Annotated in this window: 31 protein-coding genes; 16 read left to right on the forward strand and 15 right to left on the reverse strand. The window is 49.2% G+C overall.

Annotated elements, in window-relative coordinates:
- Positions 1-66 precede the first annotated feature (66 nt).
- From APA10_RS07100 to APA10_RS07115, 3 genes are all read right to left on the reverse strand, one after another.
- A complete protein-coding gene (locus APA10_RS07100) occupies positions 67-378 on the reverse strand; it encodes a hypothetical protein (protein ID WP_003631272.1) in 312 nt (103 codons plus the stop codon).
- Between the two features lie 250 nt (positions 379-628).
- Complete coding sequence (locus tag APA10_RS07110; RefSeq protein WP_003631274.1) at positions 629-1,138, reverse strand: hypothetical protein; 510 nt, start codon at positions 1,136-1,138, stop codon at positions 629-631.
- Positions 1,135-1,680, reverse strand: a complete 546-nt coding sequence (locus APA10_RS07115; protein ID WP_035367401.1) for a hypothetical protein — start codon at positions 1,678-1,680, stop codon at positions 1,135-1,137. Before APA10_RS07115 ends, APA10_RS07110 begins: the two co-directional genes overlap by 4 nt.
- Before the next feature lie 121 nt (positions 1,681-1,801).
- Between APA10_RS07115 and APA10_RS07120 the strand changes: the two genes are divergently transcribed.
- The 3 genes from APA10_RS07120 to APA10_RS07135 all read left to right on the forward strand — a co-directional run bounded on the left by APA10_RS07120 (position 1,802) and on the right by APA10_RS07135 (position 3,492).
- Positions 1,802-2,245, forward strand: a complete 444-nt coding sequence (locus APA10_RS07120; RefSeq protein WP_003631225.1) for a hypothetical protein — start codon at positions 1,802-1,804, stop codon at positions 2,243-2,245.
- A 381-nt stretch (positions 2,246-2,626) separates the two neighbouring features.
- A complete protein-coding gene (locus tag APA10_RS14270) occupies positions 2,627-2,989 on the forward strand; it encodes a helix-turn-helix domain-containing protein (protein ID WP_124326537.1) in 363 nt (120 codons plus the stop codon).
- 83 nt (positions 2,990-3,072) lie between these two features.
- The gene (locus APA10_RS07135) at positions 3,073-3,492 is read left to right on the forward strand and encodes a hypothetical protein (RefSeq protein ID WP_003631227.1); all 420 of its coding nucleotides are present in this window, start codon (positions 3,073-3,075) and stop codon (positions 3,490-3,492) included.
- A 1-nt stretch (position 3,493) separates the two neighbouring features.
- Here the strand turns inward: APA10_RS07135 and APA10_RS07140 are convergent, their stop codons facing one another.
- Positions 3,494-3,832, reverse strand: coding sequence for a hypothetical protein (locus APA10_RS07140; protein ID WP_250697645.1), 339 nt, complete (start codon positions 3,830-3,832; stop codon positions 3,494-3,496).
- A 127-nt stretch (positions 3,833-3,959) separates the two neighbouring features.
- Between APA10_RS07140 and APA10_RS14875 the strand changes: the two genes are divergently transcribed.
- The gene (locus APA10_RS14875; RefSeq protein ID WP_035366728.1) at positions 3,960-4,514 is read left to right on the forward strand and encodes a hypothetical protein; all 555 of its coding nucleotides are present in this window, start codon (positions 3,960-3,962) and stop codon (positions 4,512-4,514) included.
- Here the strand turns inward: APA10_RS14875 and APA10_RS14880 are convergent.
- Entirely contained in the window at positions 4,501-4,695 is a 195-nt protein-coding gene (locus tag APA10_RS14880; protein ID WP_155116673.1) for a hypothetical protein, read from the reverse strand. The two genes, APA10_RS14875 and APA10_RS14880, sit on opposite strands and share 14 nt — an antisense overlap.
- Positions 4,696-4,800: 105 nt before the next feature.
- Between APA10_RS14880 and APA10_RS07155 the strand changes: the two genes are divergently transcribed.
- From APA10_RS07155 to APA10_RS07185, 7 genes are all read left to right on the forward strand, one after another.
- Entirely contained in the window at positions 4,801-5,058 is a 258-nt protein-coding gene (locus APA10_RS07155; RefSeq protein WP_004450037.1) for a hypothetical protein, read from the forward strand.
- Entirely contained in the window at positions 5,055-5,285 is a 231-nt protein-coding gene (locus tag APA10_RS07160; RefSeq protein WP_035367402.1) for a hypothetical protein, read from the forward strand. The genes APA10_RS07155 and APA10_RS07160 overlap by 4 nt, the downstream gene beginning before the upstream one ends.
- On the forward strand, positions 5,285-5,620 hold the full coding sequence (locus tag APA10_RS07165; protein ID WP_004449851.1) for a hypothetical protein: 336 nt from the start codon (positions 5,285-5,287) through the stop codon (positions 5,618-5,620). Before APA10_RS07160 ends, APA10_RS07165 begins: the two co-directional genes overlap by 1 nt.
- Positions 5,599-5,838 (forward strand): hypothetical protein, encoded by a 240-nt coding sequence (locus tag APA10_RS07170; protein ID WP_004449848.1) that lies wholly within the window; start codon positions 5,599-5,601, stop codon positions 5,836-5,838. Before APA10_RS07165 ends, APA10_RS07170 begins: the two co-directional genes overlap by 22 nt.
- 92 nt (positions 5,839-5,930) lie before the next feature.
- On the forward strand, positions 5,931-6,221 hold the full coding sequence (locus tag APA10_RS14275; protein ID WP_250697646.1) for a helix-turn-helix domain-containing protein: 291 nt from the start codon (positions 5,931-5,933) through the stop codon (positions 6,219-6,221).
- Positions 6,218-6,400, forward strand: a complete 183-nt coding sequence (locus APA10_RS07180; RefSeq protein WP_004449844.1) for a hypothetical protein — start codon at positions 6,218-6,220, stop codon at positions 6,398-6,400. Before APA10_RS14275 ends, APA10_RS07180 begins: the two co-directional genes overlap by 4 nt.
- Positions 6,400-6,624: a hypothetical protein gene (locus APA10_RS07185; RefSeq protein WP_014457231.1), complete on the forward strand. Its 225-nt coding sequence runs from the start codon at positions 6,400-6,402 to the stop codon at positions 6,622-6,624. Before APA10_RS07180 ends, APA10_RS07185 begins: the two co-directional genes overlap by 1 nt.
- On the opposite strand, the gene APA10_RS07190 is transcribed toward APA10_RS07185, so the two are convergent.
- Positions 6,625-7,632: a tyrosine-type recombinase/integrase gene (locus APA10_RS07190; RefSeq protein ID WP_035367404.1), complete on the reverse strand. Its 1,008-nt coding sequence runs from the start codon at positions 7,630-7,632 to the stop codon at positions 6,625-6,627.
- 551 nt (positions 7,633-8,183) lie between these two features.
- Here APA10_RS07190 and APA10_RS07195 point away from each other — a divergent pair.
- The gene (locus tag APA10_RS07195; RefSeq protein ID WP_004449839.1) at positions 8,184-8,654 is read left to right on the forward strand and encodes a c-type cytochrome; all 471 of its coding nucleotides are present in this window, start codon (positions 8,184-8,186) and stop codon (positions 8,652-8,654) included.
- Positions 8,655-8,723: 69 nt separating this feature from the next.
- On the opposite strand, the gene APA10_RS07200 is transcribed toward APA10_RS07195, so the two are convergent.
- The 3 genes from APA10_RS07200 to APA10_RS07210 form a co-directional block, all read right to left on the reverse strand.
- Complete coding sequence (locus APA10_RS07200; RefSeq protein ID WP_003625801.1) at positions 8,724-8,942, reverse strand: hypothetical protein; 219 nt, start codon at positions 8,940-8,942, stop codon at positions 8,724-8,726.
- Between the two features lie 28 nt (positions 8,943-8,970).
- Entirely contained in the window at positions 8,971-9,732 is a 762-nt protein-coding gene (locus tag APA10_RS07205; RefSeq protein WP_004449824.1) for a glucose 1-dehydrogenase, read from the reverse strand.
- A gap of 191 nt (positions 9,733-9,923) precedes the next feature.
- Entirely contained in the window at positions 9,924-11,432 is a 1,509-nt protein-coding gene (locus APA10_RS07210; RefSeq protein ID WP_035366091.1) for an aldehyde dehydrogenase family protein, read from the reverse strand.
- A 198-nt stretch (positions 11,433-11,630) separates the two neighbouring features.
- Here APA10_RS07210 and dld point away from each other — a divergent pair, with 198 nt between their 5' ends.
- Positions 11,631-13,346, forward strand: a complete 1,716-nt coding sequence (gene dld / locus APA10_RS07215; protein WP_004449820.1) for a D-lactate dehydrogenase — start codon at positions 11,631-11,633, stop codon at positions 13,344-13,346.
- A gap of 112 nt (positions 13,347-13,458) precedes the next feature.
- On the opposite strand, the gene APA10_RS07220 is transcribed toward dld, so the two are convergent.
- Both APA10_RS07220 and APA10_RS07225 read right to left on the reverse strand, forming a co-directional pair.
- Positions 13,459-14,535 (reverse strand): zinc-binding metallopeptidase family protein, encoded by a 1,077-nt coding sequence (locus APA10_RS07220; RefSeq protein ID WP_004449818.1) that lies wholly within the window; start codon positions 14,533-14,535, stop codon positions 13,459-13,461.
- Positions 14,532-15,368 carry a transglutaminase family protein gene (locus APA10_RS07225; RefSeq protein ID WP_035366090.1) on the reverse strand — a complete coding sequence of 279 codons (837 nt, stop codon included), beginning with the start codon at positions 15,366-15,368 and terminating at the stop codon, positions 14,532-14,534. The genes APA10_RS07220 and APA10_RS07225 overlap by 4 nt, the downstream gene beginning before the upstream one ends.
- Positions 15,369-15,615: 247 nt before the next feature.
- Here APA10_RS07225 and APA10_RS07230 point away from each other — a divergent pair, with 247 nt between their 5' ends.
- A complete protein-coding gene (locus APA10_RS07230) occupies positions 15,616-17,094 on the forward strand; it encodes a circularly permuted type 2 ATP-grasp protein (protein WP_004449813.1) in 1,479 nt (492 codons plus the stop codon).
- Complete coding sequence (locus APA10_RS07235) at positions 17,094-18,098, forward strand: alpha-E domain-containing protein (protein ID WP_174714346.1); 1,005 nt, start codon at positions 17,094-17,096, stop codon at positions 18,096-18,098. Before APA10_RS07230 ends, APA10_RS07235 begins: the two co-directional genes overlap by 1 nt.
- A 47-nt stretch (positions 18,099-18,145) precedes the next feature.
- On the opposite strand, the gene nadC is transcribed toward APA10_RS07235, so the two are convergent.
- The 3 genes from nadC to APA10_RS07250 all read right to left on the reverse strand — a co-directional run bounded on the left by nadC (position 18,146) and on the right by APA10_RS07250 (position 20,974).
- Entirely contained in the window at positions 18,146-19,003 is an 858-nt protein-coding gene (gene nadC / locus APA10_RS07240) for a carboxylating nicotinate-nucleotide diphosphorylase (protein WP_003630384.1), read from the reverse strand.
- A 25-nt stretch (positions 19,004-19,028) separates the two neighbouring features.
- A complete protein-coding gene (nadA, locus tag APA10_RS07245; RefSeq protein ID WP_003630383.1) occupies positions 19,029-20,009 on the reverse strand; it encodes a quinolinate synthase NadA in 981 nt (326 codons plus the stop codon).
- Between the two features lie 80 nt (positions 20,010-20,089).
- On the reverse strand, positions 20,090-20,974 hold the full coding sequence (locus APA10_RS07250) for an NUDIX hydrolase (protein ID WP_003630380.1): 885 nt from the start codon (positions 20,972-20,974) through the stop codon (positions 20,090-20,092).
- A 258-nt stretch (positions 20,975-21,232) separates the two neighbouring features.
- Here APA10_RS07250 and APA10_RS07255 point away from each other — a divergent pair, with 258 nt between their 5' ends.
- The gene (locus APA10_RS07255; protein WP_003630379.1) at positions 21,233-21,865 is read left to right on the forward strand and encodes a TetR/AcrR family transcriptional regulator; all 633 of its coding nucleotides are present in this window, start codon (positions 21,233-21,235) and stop codon (positions 21,863-21,865) included.
- Here APA10_RS07255 and APA10_RS07260 read toward each other — a convergent pair.
- The gene (locus tag APA10_RS07260) at positions 21,837-23,129 is read right to left on the reverse strand and encodes an NAD(P)/FAD-dependent oxidoreductase (RefSeq protein ID WP_014457245.1); all 1,293 of its coding nucleotides are present in this window, start codon (positions 23,127-23,129) and stop codon (positions 21,837-21,839) included. The two genes, APA10_RS07255 and APA10_RS07260, sit on opposite strands and share 29 nt — an antisense overlap.
- Positions 23,130-23,140: the final 11 nt, after the last annotated feature.

Consider the following 23,140-nt stretch of genomic DNA (forward strand, 5'->3'; position numbering starts at 1 on the left):
CAACGGCTTCAACCGCACGTTTTGTGGCTGTTTTGATGGACGCCAGAAAGCGATTAGAAAATGGTGTCATACTGCGGCATTCCTCAACACCAACACACGCTGCATTTCACACAGAATTTCCTGCATTAGAGGTATTGCCGCAAGGAGTGTATCAGCCATGCCAAGCAACATCATGCATTGCATCTGCTCAGAATTTGTATTCACTTTTGAAGAATTACGGCACTGTTTCGTGCCCCAATCCACAGTATGGCCACCACGGGAATCAGTGAAAACGCTGGAAAGAAGAGCCGCACGCTGTGCTTGCAAATCCTTCCGCATATCCAAAGTCCGGCGGCACAGATCGTCTAGATCTTTCATATCCTTACTGAAGAAGCTCATGGCGTAAAAAACGCCTTCAGGCGTGCAAATGTAGGGCAATACAATTTCGGAAAACCGAAAACCCTCACATGGCGCACAAAATCGCGCAGTCTGGGGTAGTAAAAACAAACCGTAACGTCTTCGCTTTGCCCAAACTTTTGTATGGAAATCTCAGTTATAGCCACACCTAGCAAAAGCCGTGTGTCAGGCTGCATTCGCAGGCTATACCATGGGGCAGAACGCAGCCAGAAACGTAGTTCATTCAGCATGATCAACCTGCCTGCGTCTCGTCTTGAGCAGGAACGCCAACGGTAAATTCATGCCGGTTGAGTGTACCAATATCTTCGGGCCGAAGCGGTTTTTCCAGCCCATACACAGTCGCCAAACAACCTCTGGCCCTATCCTGATAATCCATACCCATAACGTGATCACAAGACATTGTGGGCCATGCGTTTTGAGCCAAATCACGCAGCAGATACCGAAATTCCTTATTGGCATCAGCGCCATTCTGGAACTCCTGCATGATGTAAAGCAAACGAGCCAACAGCCATGTTTGTTTGGCATCCAGATCCAGAACAGGCGCATCTTGTGAAGCATTGTTCACCTGGAGCAATGAGCTGCCGCAATCTGCCACACTGATCATGCAAATCGGATCAACGTCTCTTGAATTGCGCTTCTGGGAATCACTCATGCCTTCACTCCCGACATTATGTAAAAGTGCCTTGGCTTCCTCCAAAATACGATTTAATTCGGCCCCCAATACGTTGTGGCAATCAGTCATGCTGCATCTCCAGCATTCGCATTTTCAGGGGATCGCACAGCGCAGAAATCGGGCGGCACGTTGCCATGCCGCCCGCCATCATCCATCGTTGGGGTGTCAACGCTCTCAACAGAGGATGAATTCAATGTCGGCTTTGGAGAACACCAACCAATTAAAACTTCTGTCCGTACGTCGCCAGGGCGAAGGTCTGCCAACTGGTAAGACAGAGTTTCAGATATCTTTAACTGTAAACGATGCAAAGCTGCCTTGGTCAGGATGTCTGACAGTCCTGCTTGCAGACAAAGACGCCGAGCACATTCTTGCACGATCGTTTGGGGAAATTTCCCAGCAAGTTCTTGAGCTACTACTTGCGACAAGTCATCGCATTTCACGGCAGCCTGAAGGATGGCAGACCGCGTAAGCAAAATACCATCATAAGCAGCTGAAAATTGAAGTCGCTCTATGTCTTCATCTTTCAGAGGATGCAGCAAGTTCCCAGAAAGTTCTGCATTGAGGTTGGTGTCCGGTGTGTGATGCATTTCCACATCATGGCAATCAATCATGCTGCATCTCCAGCATTCGCATTTTCAGGGGATCGCACAGTGTAGGAATCGGGCGGCACGTTGCCATGCCGCCCGCCATCGTCCATTTTCTTTTTGTTCAATGTAGAAAATGGAGATCTTGATGTATCCTGATGACGAAGAAGTTTCTGTATCCTTGACACAGTTTGAAGAACTTCAGCGTAAAGTCGTGTCTCTTGAGTACGCCGTGCGTGCTCTGTTTGTCGCCGCTTCTCGCATAGACAATCCTGACCTTTTCCGCCGCGATTTTCAGAAAGAAATGGATCGGCAGATTGACAAGGATATTCAGAACGGAGCACGTGCATTAAAGCGCCACATACAAGGCGACCCAAGCGCTGAAGCGGACGCAATGAATCTGCCTGACCTTGCCTCTGAAGCATGCAATTTACGCACTTACGTTTCCACCGGGAAACATGAGGAAGCAGAAAGCGAAAATGCTGATGATTACGTGCTGCCAAGCTGCTTGAGCAAGCAGGGGCAGAAGGATCTAAAAGATCTGGAGGGGCTCTTAAAAGCACAAGCCCCTCAATTAGATCAAGAAGACTAACAAGTTCCGCTTCTATCTGCTTTCTACTGGACACCATCCGCGTGACGGTGTCCGGTGTGTGCGGCATTGTCGCATCATGGGAATCAGTCATGCCGCAACTCCAGTGGTTTCATGCTTAGCAAAGAGATCCGGACGCAGTTCCTGTGCTGACTTTCCACACACGGCAGCAACTTTATGGAGGTGCCTTTTAGGCACACGTTTCCATTGGGAAACCGCCGCAGTGGATAATCCGCAGGCATCGGAAATCCGCTTGTTAGCGTTCCTAATCTTCATGATCTCATTCAGAACTGCGTCTCTCATACCGATAACATTACCGCTGCTAAGGTTCTTATGCAACAGAAATAAGGTTCCGATGTGCCAAGTGCATGGCATCAAATCACTATGAGCACGAAACCCAGCAAAAAGCTGCCTCCTACACCCAAAGCAATCGCCATGGGTCGGAGAATGAGAACACAAAGGGAACTTTTAGGGTTTACTCAGGCCAAGCTTGCAAGCATTATTGGCGTTTCAGAGAACGCCATAACGCAATATGAGTCCGGGCGTTCCTCGCCGAGGAGGGAGCGCCTAGCCGCGCTCGCACAAGCATTGGGAAAGTCTATAGGATGGCTATTAACCGGCAACGAGCCAGAAGAGGAAGTGAAAGCACAGACCGTTGCGGAGAAAGATATCCTCAAGGCAGTCCGCGATTTACCCCCGGAACAGCAGGATTTCATTCTCAAAATGGTGCAAGGTCTAAAAAAATAACTTAGCTGCGGTAAGATTTTTCTTGCCCCAGAACATTACCGCCACTAAGGTTTCTCCATCACAACCCGTGGTGGAGAAAAACCGTGTCGAATACACGATACAAAATTGAAGAAGCCGATGGCGGCTTTGTGCTGGTAGAAGAGCGCAAAGGGAGATTCCCTACAGAAACCCGCGTGCCCTATTCCATCGCGCAGGAAGCAGAAAGCGGAACAGACGCCGCATCCCGTAATGGTGATGCGCTCAGGGATCAGCGCAAATTGGAAGCGCTTAGGTTAGCGCGGTATGCCGCATCATTTTTTATCGAAAAAGATCCAGATGCCCACCACCTGCTCTGTATCCATGAGCATGTGGAAAAACTGGTAACAGCTTCCATTGCGGAACTGCGCAAGAATGCGGCAATCCCTGATACACAGGGAGTAGCTACAGAAGAGGAAGAGCCCTCTAACAAGGAACTTCTGATCGCAATGCGCAGACAAGAAGCCCTTATCAGAGGGAAAGCCTAAATTACTCTGCAGAAAAAGTTCCATCTCTGAACTTAGCACGCAGCCCCTCAAGAACTTCTCCATAACTTTGAAGAACTTCTTCAAGACTATTATGGCGGTTTCTTGCTTCTGCTGTGCGCTTTGCAAGTTCTTGAGCTGGAATTTCCAGATTGCATGCAATTTCGGCAACCTCTTTTCCTACAGCCGTCATTGCCTTGTTCTTGTGGTAACTGCGCGTTAATGCACCTGCCGCCTGAATAAGAGCGCAATCTACTTCTTTAGAGATTTGTTTTGTCACCATTTTTCCTTTCTTGGGTCTGTTGGCGCGCCAAGAATGGAAAAAGTTGGGGGAGTCTGGCAACAGGCTTCCCCTTCAAAGAGAAGCAAGATGGTTCATCAGACCAATAGGCCAGAACAGTATGTGTTCTCTCATGCACATGCTACCCTTTGCACAACACCTACACAGCACACCAAAACAGGCTTGCAGCATGACGCAGGAACCAGAAGCTGGAAATTTGGAACCGGAAACGGATATGGGCGAAATGGGGAAAGATTTTCCCTACTGGGCAGCAAAGGAAGCTCTGAAAACTGCCGAAACGGCTTTAGCAGAAACAGACAAATCGCGGGAAAGCCTTACAAAAACAGCAACATCCATTATTGGCTGGGCTTTGCCTCTAAGCGTGGTAATGGGGGGCGTGGTATTTGCGCCAACTCTTGGAATGCCGCGGCGGATAGCAGCAGCCTGCGGCTTTATTCTAACCGCAGCTGCTGTAATAGAGGCATTTCAGGCATTGCGGGTGCGCAACTGGTCAAACGGTGGCCTTTCACCCAGCATATGGCTCAAGCTGATAGAAAGCCCACCACCCGATGCTTCAGCTTTGTACATCACAGTAGAAAGACTGAAATCACTAGAGAATGCCTTGCACATAAACGATACACTCGTGGATATTTGTGCAAAGCATGTGCGCAGAGCATGGAACCTGCTGCTGGTTATGCCTATTGTAGCATTTATAGCAGCAATTGTAGCAGCTATTTATCTTTAAGAGTATTCCGTAATTCTTTTATAGATTTCAGTAACTCTTGCATATCCCTTCTCTTATTCTCTTTCGGTGCTGAACTGCTATTATTAGCGCCCTTCTGGCCTGTTCTTTGCTCAAAAATAGAAGGTTTAGGCACAAAATTTGGCTTATCCTTTTGCGTTTGTTTTTTATCGTCCTTAGGCATCAGTTTCCTCATCGAGTCTTGTGAACGCCCGATGATGGAAAATGCGGGAGAGTACGGCAACCGTCTCTCCCGCACTTCAGCCAATAAAATGGCAGGGGCAAGCGTATGAACGCCATCCCCTGCCCTGCGCATCTCAGCGCATTCAAAACAGCACAATCAGCACATCGCCGCGCGGCACTTATTCGCGTGCAGGCTGATGCCCTGATGTCTCATTCCATCGTGCTGGAAACCTATCACCGCGCATGTCGCGCCAGTGAAAACCATTATGGCGCGGAATCATGGCGCAAGCTTGCGCACCATGCCCGTGAAGAAGCCGAGCTTCTCTATACCCGCGCTAATATCCTCGAAAGCTACATCAAATGAACAATCACGCCTTTCAGGCTGCCCGTACGCAGCTGGAGCAGCTCATCCACAACAATGTGGACAGCAAAGAAAAGCTGGCCATGCTTTCCCTGGTCAAAGACATGGCCAACGCCATGGAAGCAGAACAGGACATTGCAGATACTGCCCTGCGCATCGGCTACGCCAAGCGCCGCACCCCGCTGGCACGCATTCAGGGCTTTATTCTGGGTGAAGTGAGGACTGCATAATGACCGACAAAAAAGAACAGGCGCTCCATGAATTGGACAAAACTTATGCGGCATTCAAGGCGCATATCCAATCTGCCCCACATGATGCCAATTTCAGTATGGCAGCAGTAATGAATGTAATAGAGAATGAAGGATACCGTCCCGCCATATCTGTAAGCGGAAATAATCCAGGCGATATTGTTTTGGCTGCTGCAACTATATTTGGCTTTTCTTCTGGTTTCGCTCCAAAATTCAAAAATCCGGAAGATTTCAGGGCAACTGTGAATGCAGGCATCCAATGCGGACAAGGCGAATTTCCTGAAGAAGCAGCACCATGTTCAACCACCAAGCATTAACCCGCAAACAGGCTGTGGCACTTTCCATATTGGCGGCACAGCCGGATGGATACCTTACCCACAGCAAAACAGTGGCATCAGCATCAGCTCAACTGGCAGCCAGAAAGCTGGTGCGGCGAATCAGAATAGACGGCTTTTGGTACTGTGCCCTTACAGAAACGGCACGGCAGGAATATCCAATTATCCGCCGTGAGGTCAGAAAATGTTTGGCAGCGTAGGAAACATCAATGCGCAACCCTGCGCCCTCCCATCGCCTCACCATGTTGTGGATTGTGCTGTCAGTTATCGGCATATGCGGAAACACATTCCTATGGATGCACAGATAGATCTGGAGCAGCTTCTAGGCACCTACGCGCCACCACCACAGGTAGAAGCGCCAAAGCGCATCCGTAACGATAAGCACTTGGGTTTTCGCATCCGCCAGCGCCGCCATGAACTGCGCATGAGCCTAGAACAGCTAGGCCACGCCATAGGCTGCACCTACCAGCAGATGCAGAAGTATGAAACCGGCAAGAACGCCATAAAAGCAACGCTCCTGCCAACATTCGCCACCGCACTGGACGTGCCGCTGACATGGTTTTTTGAAGGATTGGAAGTATGAGAAGTCTTGCTAAGGAACTTGCTCTTATTTCCTTAATTGCTGCGCTGGTTGTTTTGATAATGAACGGTCACAGCGAAGAAGCAGTTGTTCATGCTGGAGAAAACACACGCCTGCACCAGGGCATGCAGGCAGACAAACGCGGCGCCCTATCTGAAACACGCTACCTGGGGAGAGCATGATGGCTGAAGCAATGGAACAACTATGGACAGCACGCGAACTGGCACGCTTTCTGCAATATCAGGAAAGCACCATCACGCGCTGGGCATCCATGTATCCAGAAAAACTACCGCCCAGAGTATCAGGCTTAGGGCGTCCGCGTTGGAGTCCCGAAACCGTGCGGCGCTGGGTAAACACCACGGCGCAACCGCAAAAGCGGCGCAGCGGAAGGCCGCGCCAGATTTAATCAGCCTAACTTCTTTGCAAGATCGGACGGGTCTGGCCGGTAATATATTTTCAACAGATCAAGAGATTTGTGGCCAGTCACCGCCGATAGCTCCAAAACATTTGAGAGTTTTTTGCTCAGCTGCGTTGCTGCTTCCCGGCGCGAATCATGGAAGTGCAGATCCTTCATCCCCAGATCACGAGTCGCACGCCTAAATGTCGTATCTAGGTATCCGGACGTAATCGGAATAACACTCTCATTAGATTGAGCAGGCGATGCCAGAAGGAAAAGCGCCTTTGCCGTAGAAGAAAGCGGCACATCGCGCTCTTCGCCGTTTTTGGTCATGCTCAGATGCACGTAATTTTCGTGCAGATGCACATCTCCCCACGTCATGGAAAGCAGCTCACCTTTCCGCATGGCGGTTTCCAATGCCAGAAAGAACGCAAAGGCCACCCATTCCCGCTGGGTAGATGGCGTGCTGGCACAATCCCACCCCAAATAATCAGCAATAGCATCCCGCTCTTTCTGCGAGACTCGGCGCGTCCGTGCTTTAGGGTTCCGTGGCCGTTGGATATCATGCACCGGGTTTGATGGAATCGGCAGGCGCCCCTCCTTTATTTCGTGGTTGAAAATGGCGGATATAAGATTGAGGTCACGGTTAATCGTAGAAGGAGCAACCTCCAGCAGCCTATCATCTCGCCAGCCGGCCATATCAATGGCTGAGAAAAGCTGAATGGGCCCGGCAAACCGTTCGCTGCGGCAAAAGGCAGCAATGCGGATTTGTTCCCATCGCGTTCCTCTTTTCCCAGGCGAAACCTCTGCGGCATACCTTCTGAAGAGATCAATCACGGATTGCGTGGCAGACATAGGAGCAACAGCTTTGGCCTGCACGCCAGACATAATTGCCGCTTCAGATCTTAAAGCCCAATCTTCAGCCTCGGCCTTGGTATCAAAGGTTGCGCTTACCCGCTGCCCCTTGCGGACAATCATGGCCCTCCAAGAGCGCCCTCGCTTGATAATTGATGCCATACTTCCCTCCTGCGGGAAGCCTTACGCCTTGGTGTAAAATTGGTGTAGGGGCGGACGAAAACAGATGAAATTAAGAGAATATAAAAGAATCTAAGAGATTGTTTTATAAAGGAATATATGTTTTCTGCGGGTGCCAAGTGTCCGCCCTTGGGCACCATTTAATGGCAGTAAGCTGCTACTTCTCCTTGAAAATTTAATGTAATTTTATTTTGTGCTTTTACATCTGCACATCTTAAATCCGACTATGAGCGATTCTTTATTTCCATACTTATGACCTATGGAACAAAGAGCTGTTTCTTAAAAAAAATATCTTTCAATTTTACTCAGAAAAACAGAAGTGCTCACGCAAAATGCGCTTTGCCTGATGCGTCCTGTTCTCTCTTTTTGCGCAGTTCTCCCGGTGGTTCATCCCTTATTTGTAACCGTGAAGCCTTTCTTCCGCCCTGATTATTCGAAATAAAGAAAGCGTATTCTTTCAACCTCCTTAGGTTGAGAAGATAGGTTATCCGTGTATAGTCATTTCATTATCGAACAGTTTTCAGGAGTATTTTATGAAAAAGACCGTTCTCGCTCTGCTGGCAGCTCTTACCGGAGGCGTAGGCTTTTCCGGTGCGGCGCATGCAGCGGCAGATGGCGCACAGCTTTATGCAACGCACTGCGCCATGTGCCACCAGAGCAGCGGCGATGGCGTTCCTGGGCAGTTTCCGCCCCTGAAAGGACGCATTGACAAAATTGCGGCTTCTCCTGAAGGCAAAACCTACGTGGCGCACGTACTGCTGAACGGTCTTGCTGGCAGCCTGAAGGCCGCTGGTGGTTCCTACATGGGGTACATGCCTTCCATGGCATCCATGTCTGACGAAGAAATTGCCGCTCTGCTGACCTACGTTTCTTCCCTGAGTGGCGCGGCTTCTACGCCCACCTTCTCGGCGGATGATATTAAAAAGGAACGCGCTACACCGCTGCAGCCGGGCGTTGTGCTGGAAGAGCGTGAAAAACTGAACGCTACTCACCCTCTGCCATAAATAAAACAAGAGCCAGCCCTTACTATAAATGGCTGGCTCTTTTTAATTCTCTTTAATTTTTAGAAATATTTAACCGCTAACGTCTGGATTACCTTCAGTAGCATCTACGTTGCTACTTCTCTTTCGGCGTCCATCTACCGCTTCTGCAATTTCAGACACCAGATCCAGATATTTCTCCCGATCAGTTTCTACAGAAGAACCAAACTGATTGAGTAAGCCAAGGATCAAATCCTCACGTGTCGCATGCTTTTTCTCCCGCCTTGGAGAGAAATGCTTTTTACCGGACATAAAATTTTACTCCCTTACACCTGATTGCTTATTGTGCGGTGTACCCACCATCAATGACCAGTTCGCTCCCTGTAACAAACTTGGATTCATCAGAAGCAAGATACAAAATGCCGTAAGCAATATCGTTGGGCTCACCCAAGTGGCCAATGGGGTGCAGATCCACCAGCTTTTGGCGCGCAGCAGCATCTTCCTTTGTTAAACCGGCCACCATAGGTGTCCAGATATAGCCGGGATGCACTGAGTTTACCCGAATTTTGTATCCAGATTTGGCGCAATGTAGGGCCGCAGATTTTGTAAACAGCCTTACCCCACCTTTACTGGCGTTATAGGCGGCCAGCATTGGGTCCCCAATCAGTCCTTCAATGGAAGACAGATTGACAATGGATCCACCGCCCGACTTCTTCATGGCCTCAATAGCCACCTGTGTGCCCAAAAACACGCCATCCAGATTGATAGACTGAACGCGCCGCCAATCTTCCAGAGATGTGCTTTCTACACTGCCAGAATACGCAATGCCTGCATTGTTCACTGCAATATCCAGCCGCCCATAAAGCTTAAGCGTTTGCTCAATAGCGGCTTTCCATGCAGCCTCATCTGTTACATTCAGTTTGACAAATGCGGTTTCACCACCTGCTGCCTTAATTTCTGCAACAGCTTTCTGCCCATCTTCTTCTTTTAAATCACCAATAACAACTTTTGCGCCTTCCTTAGCCAAAAGCTGTGCGGTTGCCTTGCCAATGCCATTAGCGGCCCCAGAAACAATGGCAACCTTGCCTGCTACACGTGCCATAATACTTCCCTTACCTATACATTCTGTTGAATTGCGCGCTGATCCCAGCCTGAATCAGATATCCCAACCATGACCTGCATCAATTCTTGCAAATGTGTATTTTTGGACATCTCAAAATGATGAAAAGATTGGGACAAACATTTGCCATGAACACAATGTTTTGAGACGATGATAGTTTCTTTCTGAACTGTTCAGTGCTTTTTTGAGTTTGCTCCGTATCCAACAATTGCTTTGGTTTCCAAAAACTCTGCAATTCCAAAACGGCTGCATTCACGGCCATTGCCAGACAGGCCATACCCACCAAATGGAGCTTTTACGGTCCACGCAGCACCATTAAGGGTAACTGTGCCAGCCCGGAGCTTACGTGCGACCCGACGAGCACGCTCCATGCTGCCAGATTGCACATATGCGGCCAAACCATATGGTGTGCTATTTGCCAGTCGGATGGTATCATCTTCATCCGCATACCCCATGATGGACAAAACCGGACCGAAGATTTCTTCCTGCGCAATCACCATATCCGATGTAACGTGACCAAACACGGTGGGGCGCACGTAATACCCTTGCGTAAGCCCTTCTGGACGCCCTGCCCCGCCAGCCGCCAGAATGGCTCCTTGGGCTGTACCTTTTTCAATCAATGCCTGAATACGGTTAAACTGGCTGGTACTTACAACGGGGCCAAGCTCTGTCATGGTATCGGCCGGATTGCCCACACGCAGACCATTCGCAACTTTAGCTGCAATATCCATGGCCTTTTCCATCAGCTCATGCGGCACCAACATGCGGGTTGGTGCATCACAGGACTGGCCGGAATTTCCAAAACACTCTTGGGCACCCCGTTCTACTGCATCTGCAAAATCCGTATCAGGGAAAATGATATTGGCAGATTTGCCGCCCAGTTCCTGCAAAACACGTTTAACAGTAGGCGCTGCGGCCTGCGCCACGGCAATGCCCGCCTGTGTTGATCCGGTAAAAGACACCACATTGACCAACGGGTGGCTGGCCAAGGCTTCTCCGGCCACAGGGCCATCACCCTGGACCATGTTATACACACCAGCGGGAACGCCTGCTTCATGCAGAATTTCTGTAAATATAATGGCAGATAAAGGCGCAATTTCACTAGGTTTGAGCACAACGGTGCATCCGGCAGCCAAGGCTGGCATAACCTTGCAGGCTATCTGGTTCATGGGCCAGTTCCACGGCGTAATCAGCCCGGCAACACCTATGGGTTCATGAGTGATGAGAATATCATCCTCACATTCTTCAAACTGGTAGTGGCGCAAGGCATCCAACGTTTCTTCTATATGCGCCAAGCCTGCTGGGGTCTGACTTTCCCGCGCGAGGGTGATGGGAGCCCCCATTTCCAGAGAAATCGCCTGCGACATCTCTTCTGCTCTGCGCTGATAGATAGAGGGAATACGGCCTAAAACTTCCAGCCGTTGAGCACGTGTTGTGGTGCTCCATGCCTCAAATGCCGCATGAGCAGCCTCAACAGCCCGATTCACGTCCTGCGCGTGGGCCAATGCAAGACGACCACAAGGTTCTTCTGTTGCTGGGTTGATAATGTCTTGCTGATCTTGCGCAGAGGGGGAAACCCACTGCCCATTGATAAAAAATCTTTCAGAATTTTCCAAACAATTCACGTTATCACCCTCCCAATAACCGCCTGATACGTTGGGTATTTCAAGATAATACGACAAACGCGCCCCAACATGTTATAACAGGCATGCGTTGCCAGAAATGGGGGTAGCCAGAGACTTTCTTGCGTTCCTATGCCATGTTTCTTGTCATTTGTTATTCACGGCGCAATATCAGGCGTAACCGTGAAAACACCATTACGTTATACTCTTGCCGGTATCTGAAATACGACCTCCGGCTGCCGTAGAAAGGATTTATGCGTGACAACCGCCGCAGAAAACAACAAGCAGCTGATCGAACAGCTGAAGAATATAGCTGGCCAGCACCATGTCCTGACCGGAGAAGACAGCACATATCGTTTTACCCATGGTTTTCGCTTTGGTGCGGGTAAGGTGCTTGCTGTTGTTCAGCCAGGCTCACTTATCGAACTTTGGCGCGTTGCTCAGGCCTGCGTAAATGCTGATAAAATTATTATCATGCAGGCCGCCAATACGGGTCTGACTGGTGGCTCCACCCCAGATGGCAATAATTATGACCGTGATATCGTGCTTATCAGCACGCTACGACTGGATAAATCTCATCTGATTGGTAACGGCAAGCAGGTTGTGTGCCTACCGGGTGCCACGCTTTACGAACTAGAAAGCAAACTGGCTGCCATTGGGCGGGAACCGCATTCTGTTATTGGTTCCTCCTGTATTGGTGCCTCTGTTCTGGGTGGCGTTAGCAACAACTCTGGTGGCGCACTGGTGCAGCGTGGTCCAGCTTACACAGAAATGGCTGTGTTTGGTCAGGTTGGGCCGGATGGTAAACTGCAACTTGTTAATCATCTGGGTATCCAACTGGGGAATGACCCGGAAGCAATATTGCAGAAGCTGGAAGCTGGCACCTTTACTGAAGCAGATATTGATTGGAACGCAGGCAAAGGGCACGATGGCAATTACATCAACCACGTGCGCGAAATTGATGCCGATACCCCTGCCCGCTACAATGCAGATCCGGCACGCTGGTATGAAGCCGCGGGCTGCGCGGGCAAGCTGGTTGTGTTTGCTGTGCGCCTTGATACCTTTCCTGCCAACAAAGATACGTCTGTTTTCTATATCGGCACCAACAATACGGATGAGCTGGAAAACCTGCGTCGCCATGTGCTGACAGCATTTAATGAACTGCCGATTTGCGGGGAATATATCCACCGTGACGCGTTTAATATTGCTGAAAAATACGGCAAGGATACTTTTGCGGTTATCCGTTATTTTGGCACCAAGTTTTTGCCAAAAATGTTCGCCATGAAATCCCGGTTTGACATTTTTGCCAAAAAACTTGGTTTCCTGCCCGACCACCTGAGTGATCGGATCATGCAGGCCATCAGCTACCTGTTACCACGTCAGCTTCCTACCCGGATGCTGGATTACCGGGACAAGTTTGAACACCATCTCATGCTCAAGGTCTCGCACGATCTGGCAGGGCCTATGCGCCAGTATCTGCAGACATATTTTGGCAGCGCAACTGGTGACTATTTTGAATGCACGGCAGAAGAAGGCAAACTTGCCTTCCTGCATCGTTTTGCTGCCGCTGGTGCGGCTGTAAGATACCGCGCTGTGCACCATAAGGAAGCAGAAGATATTGTGGCGCTGGACGTTGCCCTCCGCCGGAATGATCGGGAGTGGTTTGAAAAACTGCCGCAGGATATTGAAAACAAGCTGATTGTTAAACTGTATTACGGCCACTTCCTCTGCCATGTCATGCATCAGGATTACGTGGTGAAGAAAGGGTATAATGCTATAGCTGTAGAGCATGAAATGCTGCCCGGTTTAGATGCCCGTGGGGCACGCTATCCGGCAGAGCATAATGTGGGCCACCTGTATAAGGCTCCGCAAAACATGCTGGACCACTATCAGCAGCTTGACCCCTGCAACTGCATGAATCCCGGCATTGGTCAGGCAACAAAACGCAAAAGCTGGGTAGCAGAAAGCGTATAATCGCTAAGCTGTTGTTAGCTTAGGGTATTACAATACTCAAAACCCGATGCCGCATTTTTGGCTGCATCGGGTTTTATTTTACGTGCGGTATAACGCCACAAAACCCAAGGGTTTATAATTTATTCTGAACACCTCGAATAAGATCATGAATAAAATGCAGTTTGTGTACGACACCCTGCGTTAACGTAAACGGATAAAAATCTGGCAAACCCATAGAACGGTTTAAATTATTGACCGCATAAGTTAGCGGAACCCATGCGTTGATAATTTCCTCAAAAGGCATGGTTGTGTAAGGGTCTCCATGCGGGGAAAGAAGTGCATCTCCGCCCACTGTAGCGCTTACAGTCATATCGTAAGCCAAAGCCGTTTCCAGTGTAGAAACGATATGGAAATAATGCGCCCATGTTTCTGCAAAGTCTTCCCATGGGTGAGATGTCGCATAAAAGCTTACAAAATTCTCGCGCCAGTTTTGCGGGGGAGATTGCGCATAATAGGTTTGCAATGCGGCCTGATAATCTGCGCGGTCATCACCAAAAACTGCACGACAGGCTTCCAGTTTTCCACCATCTCTTACCAGAATGTTCCAGTAATAATGACCAATTTCATGGCGAAAATGCCCTAGCAGAGTACGATAATACTCTCCCATTTCGATGCGCATTTTTTCACGGTAAGCATCATCCGCTTCCTTGGTGGCAATTGTGATAATGCCATTGCTATGGCCTGTCATGATGGCAACAGAGCCATCTGCTGCATCATCCAGAAAATCAAATGCCAAACCGTTTTCCGGGTCTTGCCGCCGGTTTTTAAACGGAAGCTTCAAACGCAGGATTGTGTAAAACATCCTATGTTTTGCAACTTCCAGTTTGTACCAACGATCTTTGTTTTCTGGCACATTTAAATTGGGGATCATGCGGTTAAATTGGCAGGCAACACAAAACCCGGCTGTTGCATTACTATCTGCGGCCAATGTCAACCAGTTACACACACCATAAACATGATTGATACAAAAGGCCCGCGCTTTCCCTTCTGCCTTTTCTTCCAAAGGCAACCATGTGCCATCGGCCTGAAGTTCTAGTGCTGTCATGGCCGCAAGCTCGGGCAAATACCCTACGGTAATACCGCAATATCCACACTGCGTTGCCTCAAACCCCACCAGATGGTTGCAGGATTGGCAGGAAAACCGTTTCATTGTCGGGGTAAGTGCTGCACTTGCATGAACACATCAAATACGGCTTCACAACAATCCAGCACGCCAGAAACAGGCGCTGCATCCTGCGGTGTATTTGCAACTGCCAGCGGAATATGCCCTGCGCCTGCCAGAAAGCCAGATGTGGTATCAAACCCAATCCAGCCCTTTTGCGGGATAAGAACCTGCGCCCACGCGTGTAAATCACCATTCAGGGTTGTAATCTTACCTTCCGCACATTCTTCCTGAATAAGATAACCGGAAACAAAGCGAGCCGAAAAACCAAGATGACGCGCGGCACTTACCAGCAACCATGCGCTATCTCGGCAAGAACCGCTGGCGTGCTGCAATGTTTCCTCTGCCGTCCAAACACCCGGTTCCATACGCCGTTGGTATTGAATCCGCTGTGCAATAACTTGGTTAAGAGCCTTAATTTTGTCCAAGGGGTTTTGCGCTGCCAGAACCTGATGCGCACCGATGAGTGATTGCATATTCTCACTTATACGCTGCGGCGTTTGCCCATTTCCTTCATTCAAAGGTTCCGGACCTATAGCTGTATCAGCAAGAGGATCATACGGTGTCAGGTCCACCATAAGTGCCACTTCAATATCAAACTGAGTCACCTGATCGGCACATTCAACGTATGCAATCTGATTGCCCAGCGCATCCTGTGTCCAGTTCACCAAGCACTCAGTTGGCTGCACGTGCAAATTGTATGAAAGCACAGGTGTGCGCGAATGCAGCGTAGGACGCAGCCGAATAGTTTGAGGCCCCATGCTGACAGGCCTATCATACCGATAACAGGTTCGATGTGTCAGCATAACGTGAGAACTCATCAAACCCTAACCCTGTCTTTTATCTTATTCATGGCAAGCATTGTTGCCTCGTTCAACAAGAACACGCACTTGTAGCGTAAAACCATAGCAGCATGGCGCGCACATGCAATACATATCCAACGCAATCAAAAACTTGCGCAAGTAGCCGCGTTTTTAGACTTGGCAAACATCTGGAAACCTGTTCAGTTAATTCGGTAGTGAAACAAGTTGAGGCCACATTGGCCGCCAACCTGACGGGAGAGAAACCATGACACCAACAGCCCTGCATGCTCCCCCTCAGGCAACTTCCTCAGGATTACTGGATAATTACCGCATCCCTGATTTTTTTTGCGAGTTGATGAATCGGCGTGATCCAACGCCCCCCACCTTACAATGTGTAAAAGACCGACTTGCAGCACTCAGTCTGCCGGAACTGCGCCGCAGAACGCAGGCCGCAGAAGCCCAGCTCTACCGTATGGGCATTACCTTTACGGTGTATTCAGATAAGGAAGCTATCGACCGTATTCTACCGTTTGATGCCATCCCCCGTGTTATTACCGCGCAGGAGTGGGACCACGTAGAGCGGGGTGTGCAGCAGCGTATTCAAGCCATCAATCTGTTTTTGCATGATATTTATCATGATCGAAACATCCTGCGAGATGGCATCCTGCCCGCCGAACTGGTGCTGAATAACCCCAATTACTGTGAGGCCATGGTGGGGGTAGATGTTCCGGGCGGCGTTTATGTGCATATCAACGGCACCGATCTGATACGGGACGATAACGGCCAGTTTCTGATTTTGGAAGATAATGCCCGCACGCCCTCCGGCGTATCCTACGTTATTGAAAACCGACATATGATGCTGCGCCTTATGCCGGATCTGGCATCTGGTCTGCCCATTCGCTCGGTTGAGGAATATGGCCTACGCCTACATCAGACTCTATGCGAAGTGGCGCCTGAAGGTGTGGTTGATCCACAAGTCGTTCTTCTTTCACCTGGCATTTATAATTCTGCTTACTTTGAGCATGTTTTTCTTTCCCGCGAGATGGGCGTGCCCCTTGTGGAAGGTAAAGATCTATTTGTTGAAAACCATCGGGTGTTTATGCGCACAGTTAACGGACCGCGGGCCGTGCATGCCATTTATCGTCGCCTGAATGATGACTTCCTGGACCCACTCGCGTTTAACCCGAACAGCCTTCTGGGCGTTCCCGGATTGGTAGAAGCGTATCGACGCGGCAACGTCACCCTTGCCAACGCCTTGGGCACAGGCGTTGCCGATGATAAAGCCGTATACGCTTATATGCCGCGCATTATCCGTTACTATTTAGGGCAAGACCCCATTCTGCAAAGTGTTGAGACGCATATATGCGCAGAACCAGACGGCCTTGCTTATACGTTAGCCAATATGAACAAGCTGGTTATAAAACCTGTTGGGGAATCAGGGGGATATGGTCTGTTAATTGGGCCGCACGCCAGCCAGAAAGAACTGGCAGATTTTAGGGAAAAATTACTGGCGGATCCTTCCAACTATATCAGCCAACCCGTTATCAATCTGTCTGTCACCCCCACCCTCTGCCCAGATGGCGTGGAAGCACGGCATGTGGACCTCCGCCCCTTTGCTCTAACTGGTCGCTCTGTATGGGTTCTGCCTGGAGGCTTGGCCCGTGTGGCACTTCGCAAAGGGTCTCTGGTGGTGAATTCATCTCAAGGTGGTGGTTCTAAAGATACATGGGTGATGGCATCATGATGAACGAAACACAGGGCCACCTGCTCTCTCGCTACGCCGAATGCATGATGTGGCTGGCACGCTATATGGAGCGCACAGAAAATCTGGCCCGCCTGCTGGAAGTGACAGAAACATTTGTGCGCGATGCTAACGGCCAGATTGCATGGCATTCCATTGTGCAAATTAACTCGGACGAGCAGACTTTCCTTGCCCTACATCCATCTGGTGATGCAGATGCCGTAGCCAGCTTTTATCTGACAGAACAGGCAAACCCAGCCTCTATCTGCGCAACTGCCCATGCTATACGTGAAAATGCGCGCGCAGTTCGCCCCCTCGTTTCTATTGAAATGTGGACACAGTTAAATGTGTTCACGCGCTGGGTTTTGGACTTGAAGGAAAAAGATATTTATCAAAACAGCCTTTCAAGCCTGTGCACACATATCAAACAGGATTGTCAGGCCCATTTTGGCGTTACGGAAGGCACGCTTTACCGTGACCAGGCATGGCTTTTTTATAAACTGGGCAAAACGCTTGAACGGTGTGACCAGATTACGCGTCTGGTAGACATTCGCTACCATATGTTGCTGCCCCAAGGGGAAGCCCCTGGCTCTGAAATTGACATTACGCAATGGACAGCCGTTTTGCGCTCTGCGGCTGCTTACCATGCCTTCCGCCGTTTGCGGCCTGTTACAATTACACCTGCCAATATTGTGGGCTTCTTACTAAAAAATGAAGGTTTCTCCCGGTCCTTGGCAGCCAATTTACGCCTGATGGATGAAACACTGGCACTTTTAGCATCTTATCCCGGCTTGCGTTCACGTTGCAGCCAATTGCAAGAATGTGTTGCAGAACTACGTGTTACGCTTGCCGAACAAACTGCCGAAGATATTATTATCCGTGGTCTGCATGATTATATGAGCTGGATACAACAGCAGCTTTCTCAATTACAGGGGCAAATTGCATCTGAGTTCTGGCCACCTGTTTCTGCTGTGGCTGTTCAGGCAGATTTTCAGATGCAAGCATGAGGTTGTTTTACATATAGTATAAAAGCTTTTGGATATGTTTTGCGAAACTAGACGTAATCCAACCCAATATCCAAAGCTTTTACGCTATGCGTTAGCCAGCCAGCAGAAATAACGTCCACCCCGGTTTCAGCAATAGCGCGCACAGTTTCATGCGTAATCCCGCCTGATGCCTCGGCAATGGCAGAGCCGTTAATCATGTCTACTGCTTTGCGCAGGGTGTCCGTATCCATATTATCCAGCAGATAGGCATCGGCACCACCACTGGCCAATGCGGCTTCCAACTGTTCCAGTGTATCTACTTCCAATTCAATTTTCATAAGATGGCCTGCCCGCTCACGCGCCTTTTGCAAAGCCACATCCACCTGACCGCCACACAAAGCCAAATGGTTATCTTTAATCAAAATAGCATCATCTAACCGAAAACGATGATTGCCACCTCCGCCTGCCTTTACGGCATATTTTTGTAAAGCCCTTAACCCCGGAAGTGTTTTGCGTGTACAGCAAATAACCGCTTTAGTACCTGCTACAGCATCCACCATCTGGCGCGTTTGGCTAGCGATACCGCTTAGATGAGAGAGAATGTTCAAGGCTGTCCGCTCTCCCGCCAGAACAGTTAGGGCATTACCTTCTACTTCAGCCAGCACATCACCGATGGCCAGCCTATCCCCATCCTGCTTGAAGGTACGAAACTGCACATGCTCATCTAAAAGCGCAAAAGCCTGCCGGGCCCCTTCAAGCCCCGCAACAACACCCTGATGGCGTGCGCGAAATACTGCGCGTATTTTCTGCCCGGGCGTTGCCAAGGCTTGTGTGGTAATATCTCCTCCCTGCCCCAGATCTTCAAACAATGCTGTTTGAATAACAGGTTTCCATAACAGAGTAGGCAAATGGCTTGCGTAAGACATATGCTGAAAGCTCCTATCCTAGCCTTTAAACACGCAGCATACGCTCAACCGCCAAACGGGCACGCTCTTGCAAGGCTTCAGGAATAACAACCTCAGCCTCCAGATTTCCCAAAGACTTTCGGATAGCGGGCAATGTAATGCGCTTCATATGCGGGCACAGATTACATGGACGCACGAAAGTGGTGTTTGGGTATTCTGCCGCCAAATTATCACTCATGGAACATTCAGTAACCAGAAGGACTTTTTCCGGTTTTTCTTCTGCAATATAGGTAATCATCTGAGCTGTGGAGCCTGAATAATCTGCTGCTTCCACCACTTCTGGCGGGCATTCAGGATGCGCCACAACTTTTACCCCCGGATGCATACGCCGATACTGCCGAATTTCCTGCGGGGTAAAACGCTCATGCACCTCACAATGCGCAGGCCATGTTATCATTTCAATTCCGGTTTCTGCCTGAATATTACGCGCCAGAAATTCATCTGGAATCATGATCACACGTGGAACGTTCAGGCTTTCCACCACCTTGCGCGCATTGCCTGAAGTGCAGCAGATATCGCTTTCTGCCTTAACTGCGGCCGTGCTGTTTACATAGGTTACAACAGGCACACCCGGATATGCCTGTTTAAGGTACCTTACATTTTCAGCCGTAATGCCTTCCGCCAAAGAACAGCCTGCGGCAACATCCGGAATAAGAACTTTCTTTTCTGTATTCAGTAATTTGGCTGTTTCTGCCATAAAATGCACGCCAGCCATAAGAATAATGTCGGCATCTATATTCTGCGCAGCGCGTGCAAGAGCAAGGCTATCGCCCCGGATATCAGCCACACAATGGAAGATTTCTGGCGTTTGATAGTTGTGCGCAAGAATAACGGCATTATGCTGCTTTTTAAGGCGTATAATCGCCTCAATATCGGCTGCATACCGGTCTTCCCAAAAATCTCTCGCCATAATGCTGGCTACAGGCTGATACAGAGTATCCCTGTCTGGAATATTGAATGCCAACATGAATACCCTCCCTTGCGGTACATATGCTCAATTTGAGTATATGTACCGCAAGGGAAAAACAAGCGCTTTTAACCTACTTTTTATAACAATGGCGTTAGTGGCAATTTAGCGCCTGCCAGATAGCAATTCTGCCCTGCCTCCGGCCGAAAACGATATAGCTTTGCGGGGCGTCCCTGTTGAGGCGTATCAAAAGCACCGGCCTCTTCCACCAGCTTTTGTTGTAAAACCAGACGCCTGAAATTTTGCTTGTGCATCCAACAGCCTGCTAATGCTTCCATCGCTTGCTGAAGCTGTAACAGTGTAAACGTCTCTGGTAACAAATCAAACACGACAGATGTATAACGAATTTTTGCCCTTACGCGTGAAAGGGCTGTTGCCAAAACGCGCCTGAAATCTGCCTGCATTGGCAAACCTGATTGGATCTGCCCTTCAAAATGCTTGGCTTCATGCACCAAACCGGCTTCCCACAACAGTTCATAACGATCTAAAGCTAGTTCATCGTTCCATGAATGCGGGGGCAGACCGAACAATCTGGCGCATCTCCGCTGCTGCACCACATTTTTTCCGGCCCAATTTTTCAGCCATAAAACAATACGCTGCAACAGAGCCTGTGCCTCTGTATTCCTGCGGTCTTCCCACGGAAAATAATCATAGATCGAGCGTTCTGCGATTGTTTGATCTGAGTGCGAACTTATCAACGCCATATAGGAAATACGTACCAAGCGGCTTTTATCTGCCACCTGTGTATCTGCAAACGTATAAAGCTGTTCTGTATGGCCCAAGACCACACCTGTTTGCTGCTCCACCCATCGGCATAGTTCCTTTTGCAAGGAGTGGCCGCCCATGGTCAACGGACCAGAAGGCAAGGCCTGACCGTTTTCCAGCGTGAGCACACAGGGCGTATCCTTTCTGACATTCAAAAGAACGGCTACAAGCTCTGCCCTGCAAAACGCTGTCTGTTTCATAAAGCCTCAAGAGTGGAGCAAAAATTACAATATCATGGATGAAATCTGCATACTCATTTTTTATATGAGCGTGAAGATTCCATTCTCCAAAACAGATATTCCTAAAAACGTTTCCACGACAATGTTTCCCAAATGAACATGTCTCATGGTATTATACAGCTACATCATTCATCCCTGATATCGTCAGGCTTATATTTGTGTCTGTTTAGATAAAGGCATAAAAACTTTTTTGAAAGAAATCAGGATATTTCCGTGCTCATGAATACGCCTACAAAACACGATATCGCAAAAAAGAAAATAGTAGATTCTGCACGTGCTCTTATTGCTGAACGCGGGTTTTCAGCCGTGGGCCTTTCGCAAATTCTGGAAGTTGCGGGTATCCCCAAGGGTTCATTTTACCATTATTTTGCATCTAAAGAGGCTTTTGGAGAGGAACTTCTCCGCTCCTATATGCACGATTATTTAATAAATATTCATGCACTCTTTGCCACACCAGATAAAAATGGTGCACAGAAATTATTTTCTTATCTGGATTTCTGGCGTTGTTCACATATCAAAGGGCAAGTTGGGGATAAATGCCTGATTGTTAAACTGGCCGCAGAGGTTTCTGATATATCAGAACGCATGCGCCGTATTATGGAAACTGGCACAGCTTCTGTTATCACCCATCTCTCTCAGGTTATAAAAACAGGGCAGAAAGATGGATCTGTACAATCCACCCTACCCGCCCATAAACTTGCATCCTCACTCTATCAGCTCTGGCTGGGTGCAACCTTGATGACAAAGATTACGCATTCATCCCATCCAATGGATGAGGCATGGCAAACTTCGCTCACCCTTCTGGGTTGCACCACAGATCAGATCAATCCAGCCGCACGGAAGGGCGAATAACAGTTTCCACCATATCAGCAAAGATGGAAGCCAAGCCGCGTATCCAGCCAAACAGTTCTATCTGATGCTGACGATACAGCATAATATGGCCTATGCGGGCTGAAAGCCCATGCAGCATACCGCCACCCATAACGCGACCACCCGGCAGAGCGGCCCAGCCATTGTAGTTACCTAAAGCAACAATGGCACCCTTGTTATGGAAGATGCAGGAAGGCACTTCCTTACCGCTTTCCAGCCATGCTGGCAGATGCTGTGCCAGATGATGGGCCTGCTGGCGGGCAACCTGTGCCGTAGCGGGCAGCGGATCATCTACAATGTAGGAACAATCTCCCATTGCAAAAATACGGTCATCATCAACAGAACACAGGTTAGGTTTGACGTTGATCTGCCCAGAGCGGCTTAGAGAAAGACCACCATAAGTTTTTGTTACCTCCGGCGCCTTCACACCCGCTGCCCATACGCGCAGGGTAGCTGGCACATGTGTGCCATCTTTCAGCGTAAACCCTGTGGGGTCAGCCGCGGCAACACGGGCAGATGTGCGCACATTAACGCCAATCCGCTCCAATTCCTGCTGTGCTGCCATGGAAACAGATTCCGGAAAGGCAGGAAGAATGCGCGCACCAGACTGTAACAAAGTAATGCTCAGTTTTGGCGGTGCCTTGCCAAATGCATGCAAGCTAACCGGGTCAACAATCTCAAGAGATTTATGAAGTTCCGCAGCAAGCTGGGTACCTGTGGCCCCGCCCCCAACAATAGCAATATCTAGTTCGGAATTATCAGCAAATGACTTCAGAATTTCCATTCTGAATTTTTCATTAAAAGCATTGGCTTCAACAAGATTATCAATAAACAGACAATTTTCCAGCACACCGGGGGTGCCAAAATCATTGGCGCGGCTTCCGATGGACAGCACAATGGCATCATACGTCATGGTTCTGCTATCCAGAACCTTGCTGCCGTCTGATGCATGTAAGGGGCTTAAAACAACTTCCCGCTTTTCTCTATCAATAGAAACGACTTCACCGGGCCAGAATTCAAAATTGTGGCTGCTGGCCTGCGCCATAAAACTGATGCGGTCATTTTCATTCTGCACTGTGCCTGCGGCAAAGCAATGCAGCATGGGCTTCCATACATGTGAAAAGCTTTTATCAATAAGCGTGATACGTGCTTTTCCGTGCCGGCCAAGTGTTTTACCCAGACGCGTTGCAAGGGCAAGTCCTGCCACTCCGCCACCGACAATAAGAATTTCAGACTTGGACGACATCAGGTTTACAT

The organism is Acetobacter pasteurianus subsp. pasteurianus LMG 1262 = NBRC 106471 (assembly GCF_000285275.1).
Taxonomy (GTDB): Bacteria; Pseudomonadota; Alphaproteobacteria; order Acetobacterales; family Acetobacteraceae; genus Acetobacter; species Acetobacter pasteurianus.

Excerpts from the sequence above, each read along its gene's own strand:
- APA10_RS07255 (WP_003630379.1), top strand. The coding sequence starts at position 21,233 with ATGAATACGCCTACAAAACACGATATCGCAAAAAAGAAAATAGTAGAT.
- APA10_RS14880 (WP_155116673.1), bottom strand. The coding sequence starts at position 4,695 with ATGCCTAAGGACGATAAAAAACAAACGCAAAAGGATAAGCCAAATTTT.
- APA10_RS07190 (WP_035367404.1), bottom strand. The coding sequence starts at position 7,632 with ATGGCATCAATTATCAAGCGAGGGCGCTCTTGGAGGGCCATGATTGTC.
- APA10_RS07165 (WP_004449851.1), top strand. The coding sequence starts at position 5,285 with ATGACCGACAAAAAAGAACAGGCGCTCCATGAATTGGACAAAACTTAT.
- APA10_RS07250 (WP_003630380.1), bottom strand. The coding sequence starts at position 20,974 with ATGAAACAGACAGCGTTTTGCAGGGCAGAGCTTGTAGCCGTTCTTTTG.
- APA10_RS07230 (WP_004449813.1), top strand. The coding sequence starts at position 15,616 with ATGACACCAACAGCCCTGCATGCTCCCCCTCAGGCAACTTCCTCAGGA.
- APA10_RS07200 (WP_003625801.1), bottom strand. The coding sequence starts at position 8,942 with ATGTCCGGTAAAAAGCATTTCTCTCCAAGGCGGGAGAAAAAGCATGCG.
- APA10_RS07220 (WP_004449818.1), bottom strand. The coding sequence starts at position 14,535 with ATGAAACGGTTTTCCTGCCAATCCTGCAACCATCTGGTGGGGTTTGAG.
- APA10_RS07260 (WP_014457245.1), bottom strand. The coding sequence starts at position 23,129 with ATGTCGTCCAAGTCTGAAATTCTTATTGTCGGTGGCGGAGTGGCAGGA.
- APA10_RS07120 (WP_003631225.1), top strand. The coding sequence starts at position 1,802 with ATGTATCCTGATGACGAAGAAGTTTCTGTATCCTTGACACAGTTTGAA.
- APA10_RS07110 (WP_003631274.1), bottom strand. The coding sequence starts at position 1,138 with ATGACTGATTGCCACAACGTATTGGGGGCCGAATTAAATCGTATTTTG.
- APA10_RS07115 (WP_035367401.1), bottom strand. The coding sequence starts at position 1,680 with ATGATTGATTGCCATGATGTGGAAATGCATCACACACCGGACACCAAC.
- APA10_RS07170 (WP_004449848.1), top strand. The coding sequence starts at position 5,599 with ATGTTCAACCACCAAGCATTAACCCGCAAACAGGCTGTGGCACTTTCC.
- APA10_RS07235 (WP_174714346.1), top strand. The coding sequence starts at position 17,094 with ATGAACGAAACACAGGGCCACCTGCTCTCTCGCTACGCCGAATGCATG.
- APA10_RS07100 (WP_003631272.1), bottom strand. The coding sequence starts at position 378 with ATGAGCTTCTTCAGTAAGGATATGAAAGATCTAGACGATCTGTGCCGC.
- nadA (WP_003630383.1), bottom strand. The coding sequence starts at position 20,009 with ATGTTGGCATTCAATATTCCAGACAGGGATACTCTGTATCAGCCTGTA.
- APA10_RS07160 (WP_035367402.1), top strand. The coding sequence starts at position 5,055 with ATGAACAATCACGCCTTTCAGGCTGCCCGTACGCAGCTGGAGCAGCTC.
- APA10_RS07155 (WP_004450037.1), top strand. The coding sequence starts at position 4,801 with ATGAACGCCATCCCCTGCCCTGCGCATCTCAGCGCATTCAAAACAGCA.
- nadC (WP_003630384.1), bottom strand. The coding sequence starts at position 19,003 with ATGTCTTACGCAAGCCATTTGCCTACTCTGTTATGGAAACCTGTTATT.
- APA10_RS07225 (WP_035366090.1), bottom strand. The coding sequence starts at position 15,368 with ATGAGTTCTCACGTTATGCTGACACATCGAACCTGTTATCGGTATGAT.
- APA10_RS07195 (WP_004449839.1), top strand. The coding sequence starts at position 8,184 with ATGAAAAAGACCGTTCTCGCTCTGCTGGCAGCTCTTACCGGAGGCGTA.
- APA10_RS07205 (WP_004449824.1), bottom strand. The coding sequence starts at position 9,732 with ATGGCACGTGTAGCAGGCAAGGTTGCCATTGTTTCTGGGGCCGCTAAT.
- APA10_RS07185 (WP_014457231.1), top strand. The coding sequence starts at position 6,400 with ATGGCTGAAGCAATGGAACAACTATGGACAGCACGCGAACTGGCACGC.
- APA10_RS14270 (WP_124326537.1), top strand. The coding sequence starts at position 2,627 with ATGAGCACGAAACCCAGCAAAAAGCTGCCTCCTACACCCAAAGCAATC.
- APA10_RS14875 (WP_035366728.1), top strand. The coding sequence starts at position 3,960 with ATGACGCAGGAACCAGAAGCTGGAAATTTGGAACCGGAAACGGATATG.
- APA10_RS14275 (WP_250697646.1), top strand. The coding sequence starts at position 5,931 with ATGGATGCACAGATAGATCTGGAGCAGCTTCTAGGCACCTACGCGCCA.
- APA10_RS07180 (WP_004449844.1), top strand. The coding sequence starts at position 6,218 with ATGAGAAGTCTTGCTAAGGAACTTGCTCTTATTTCCTTAATTGCTGCG.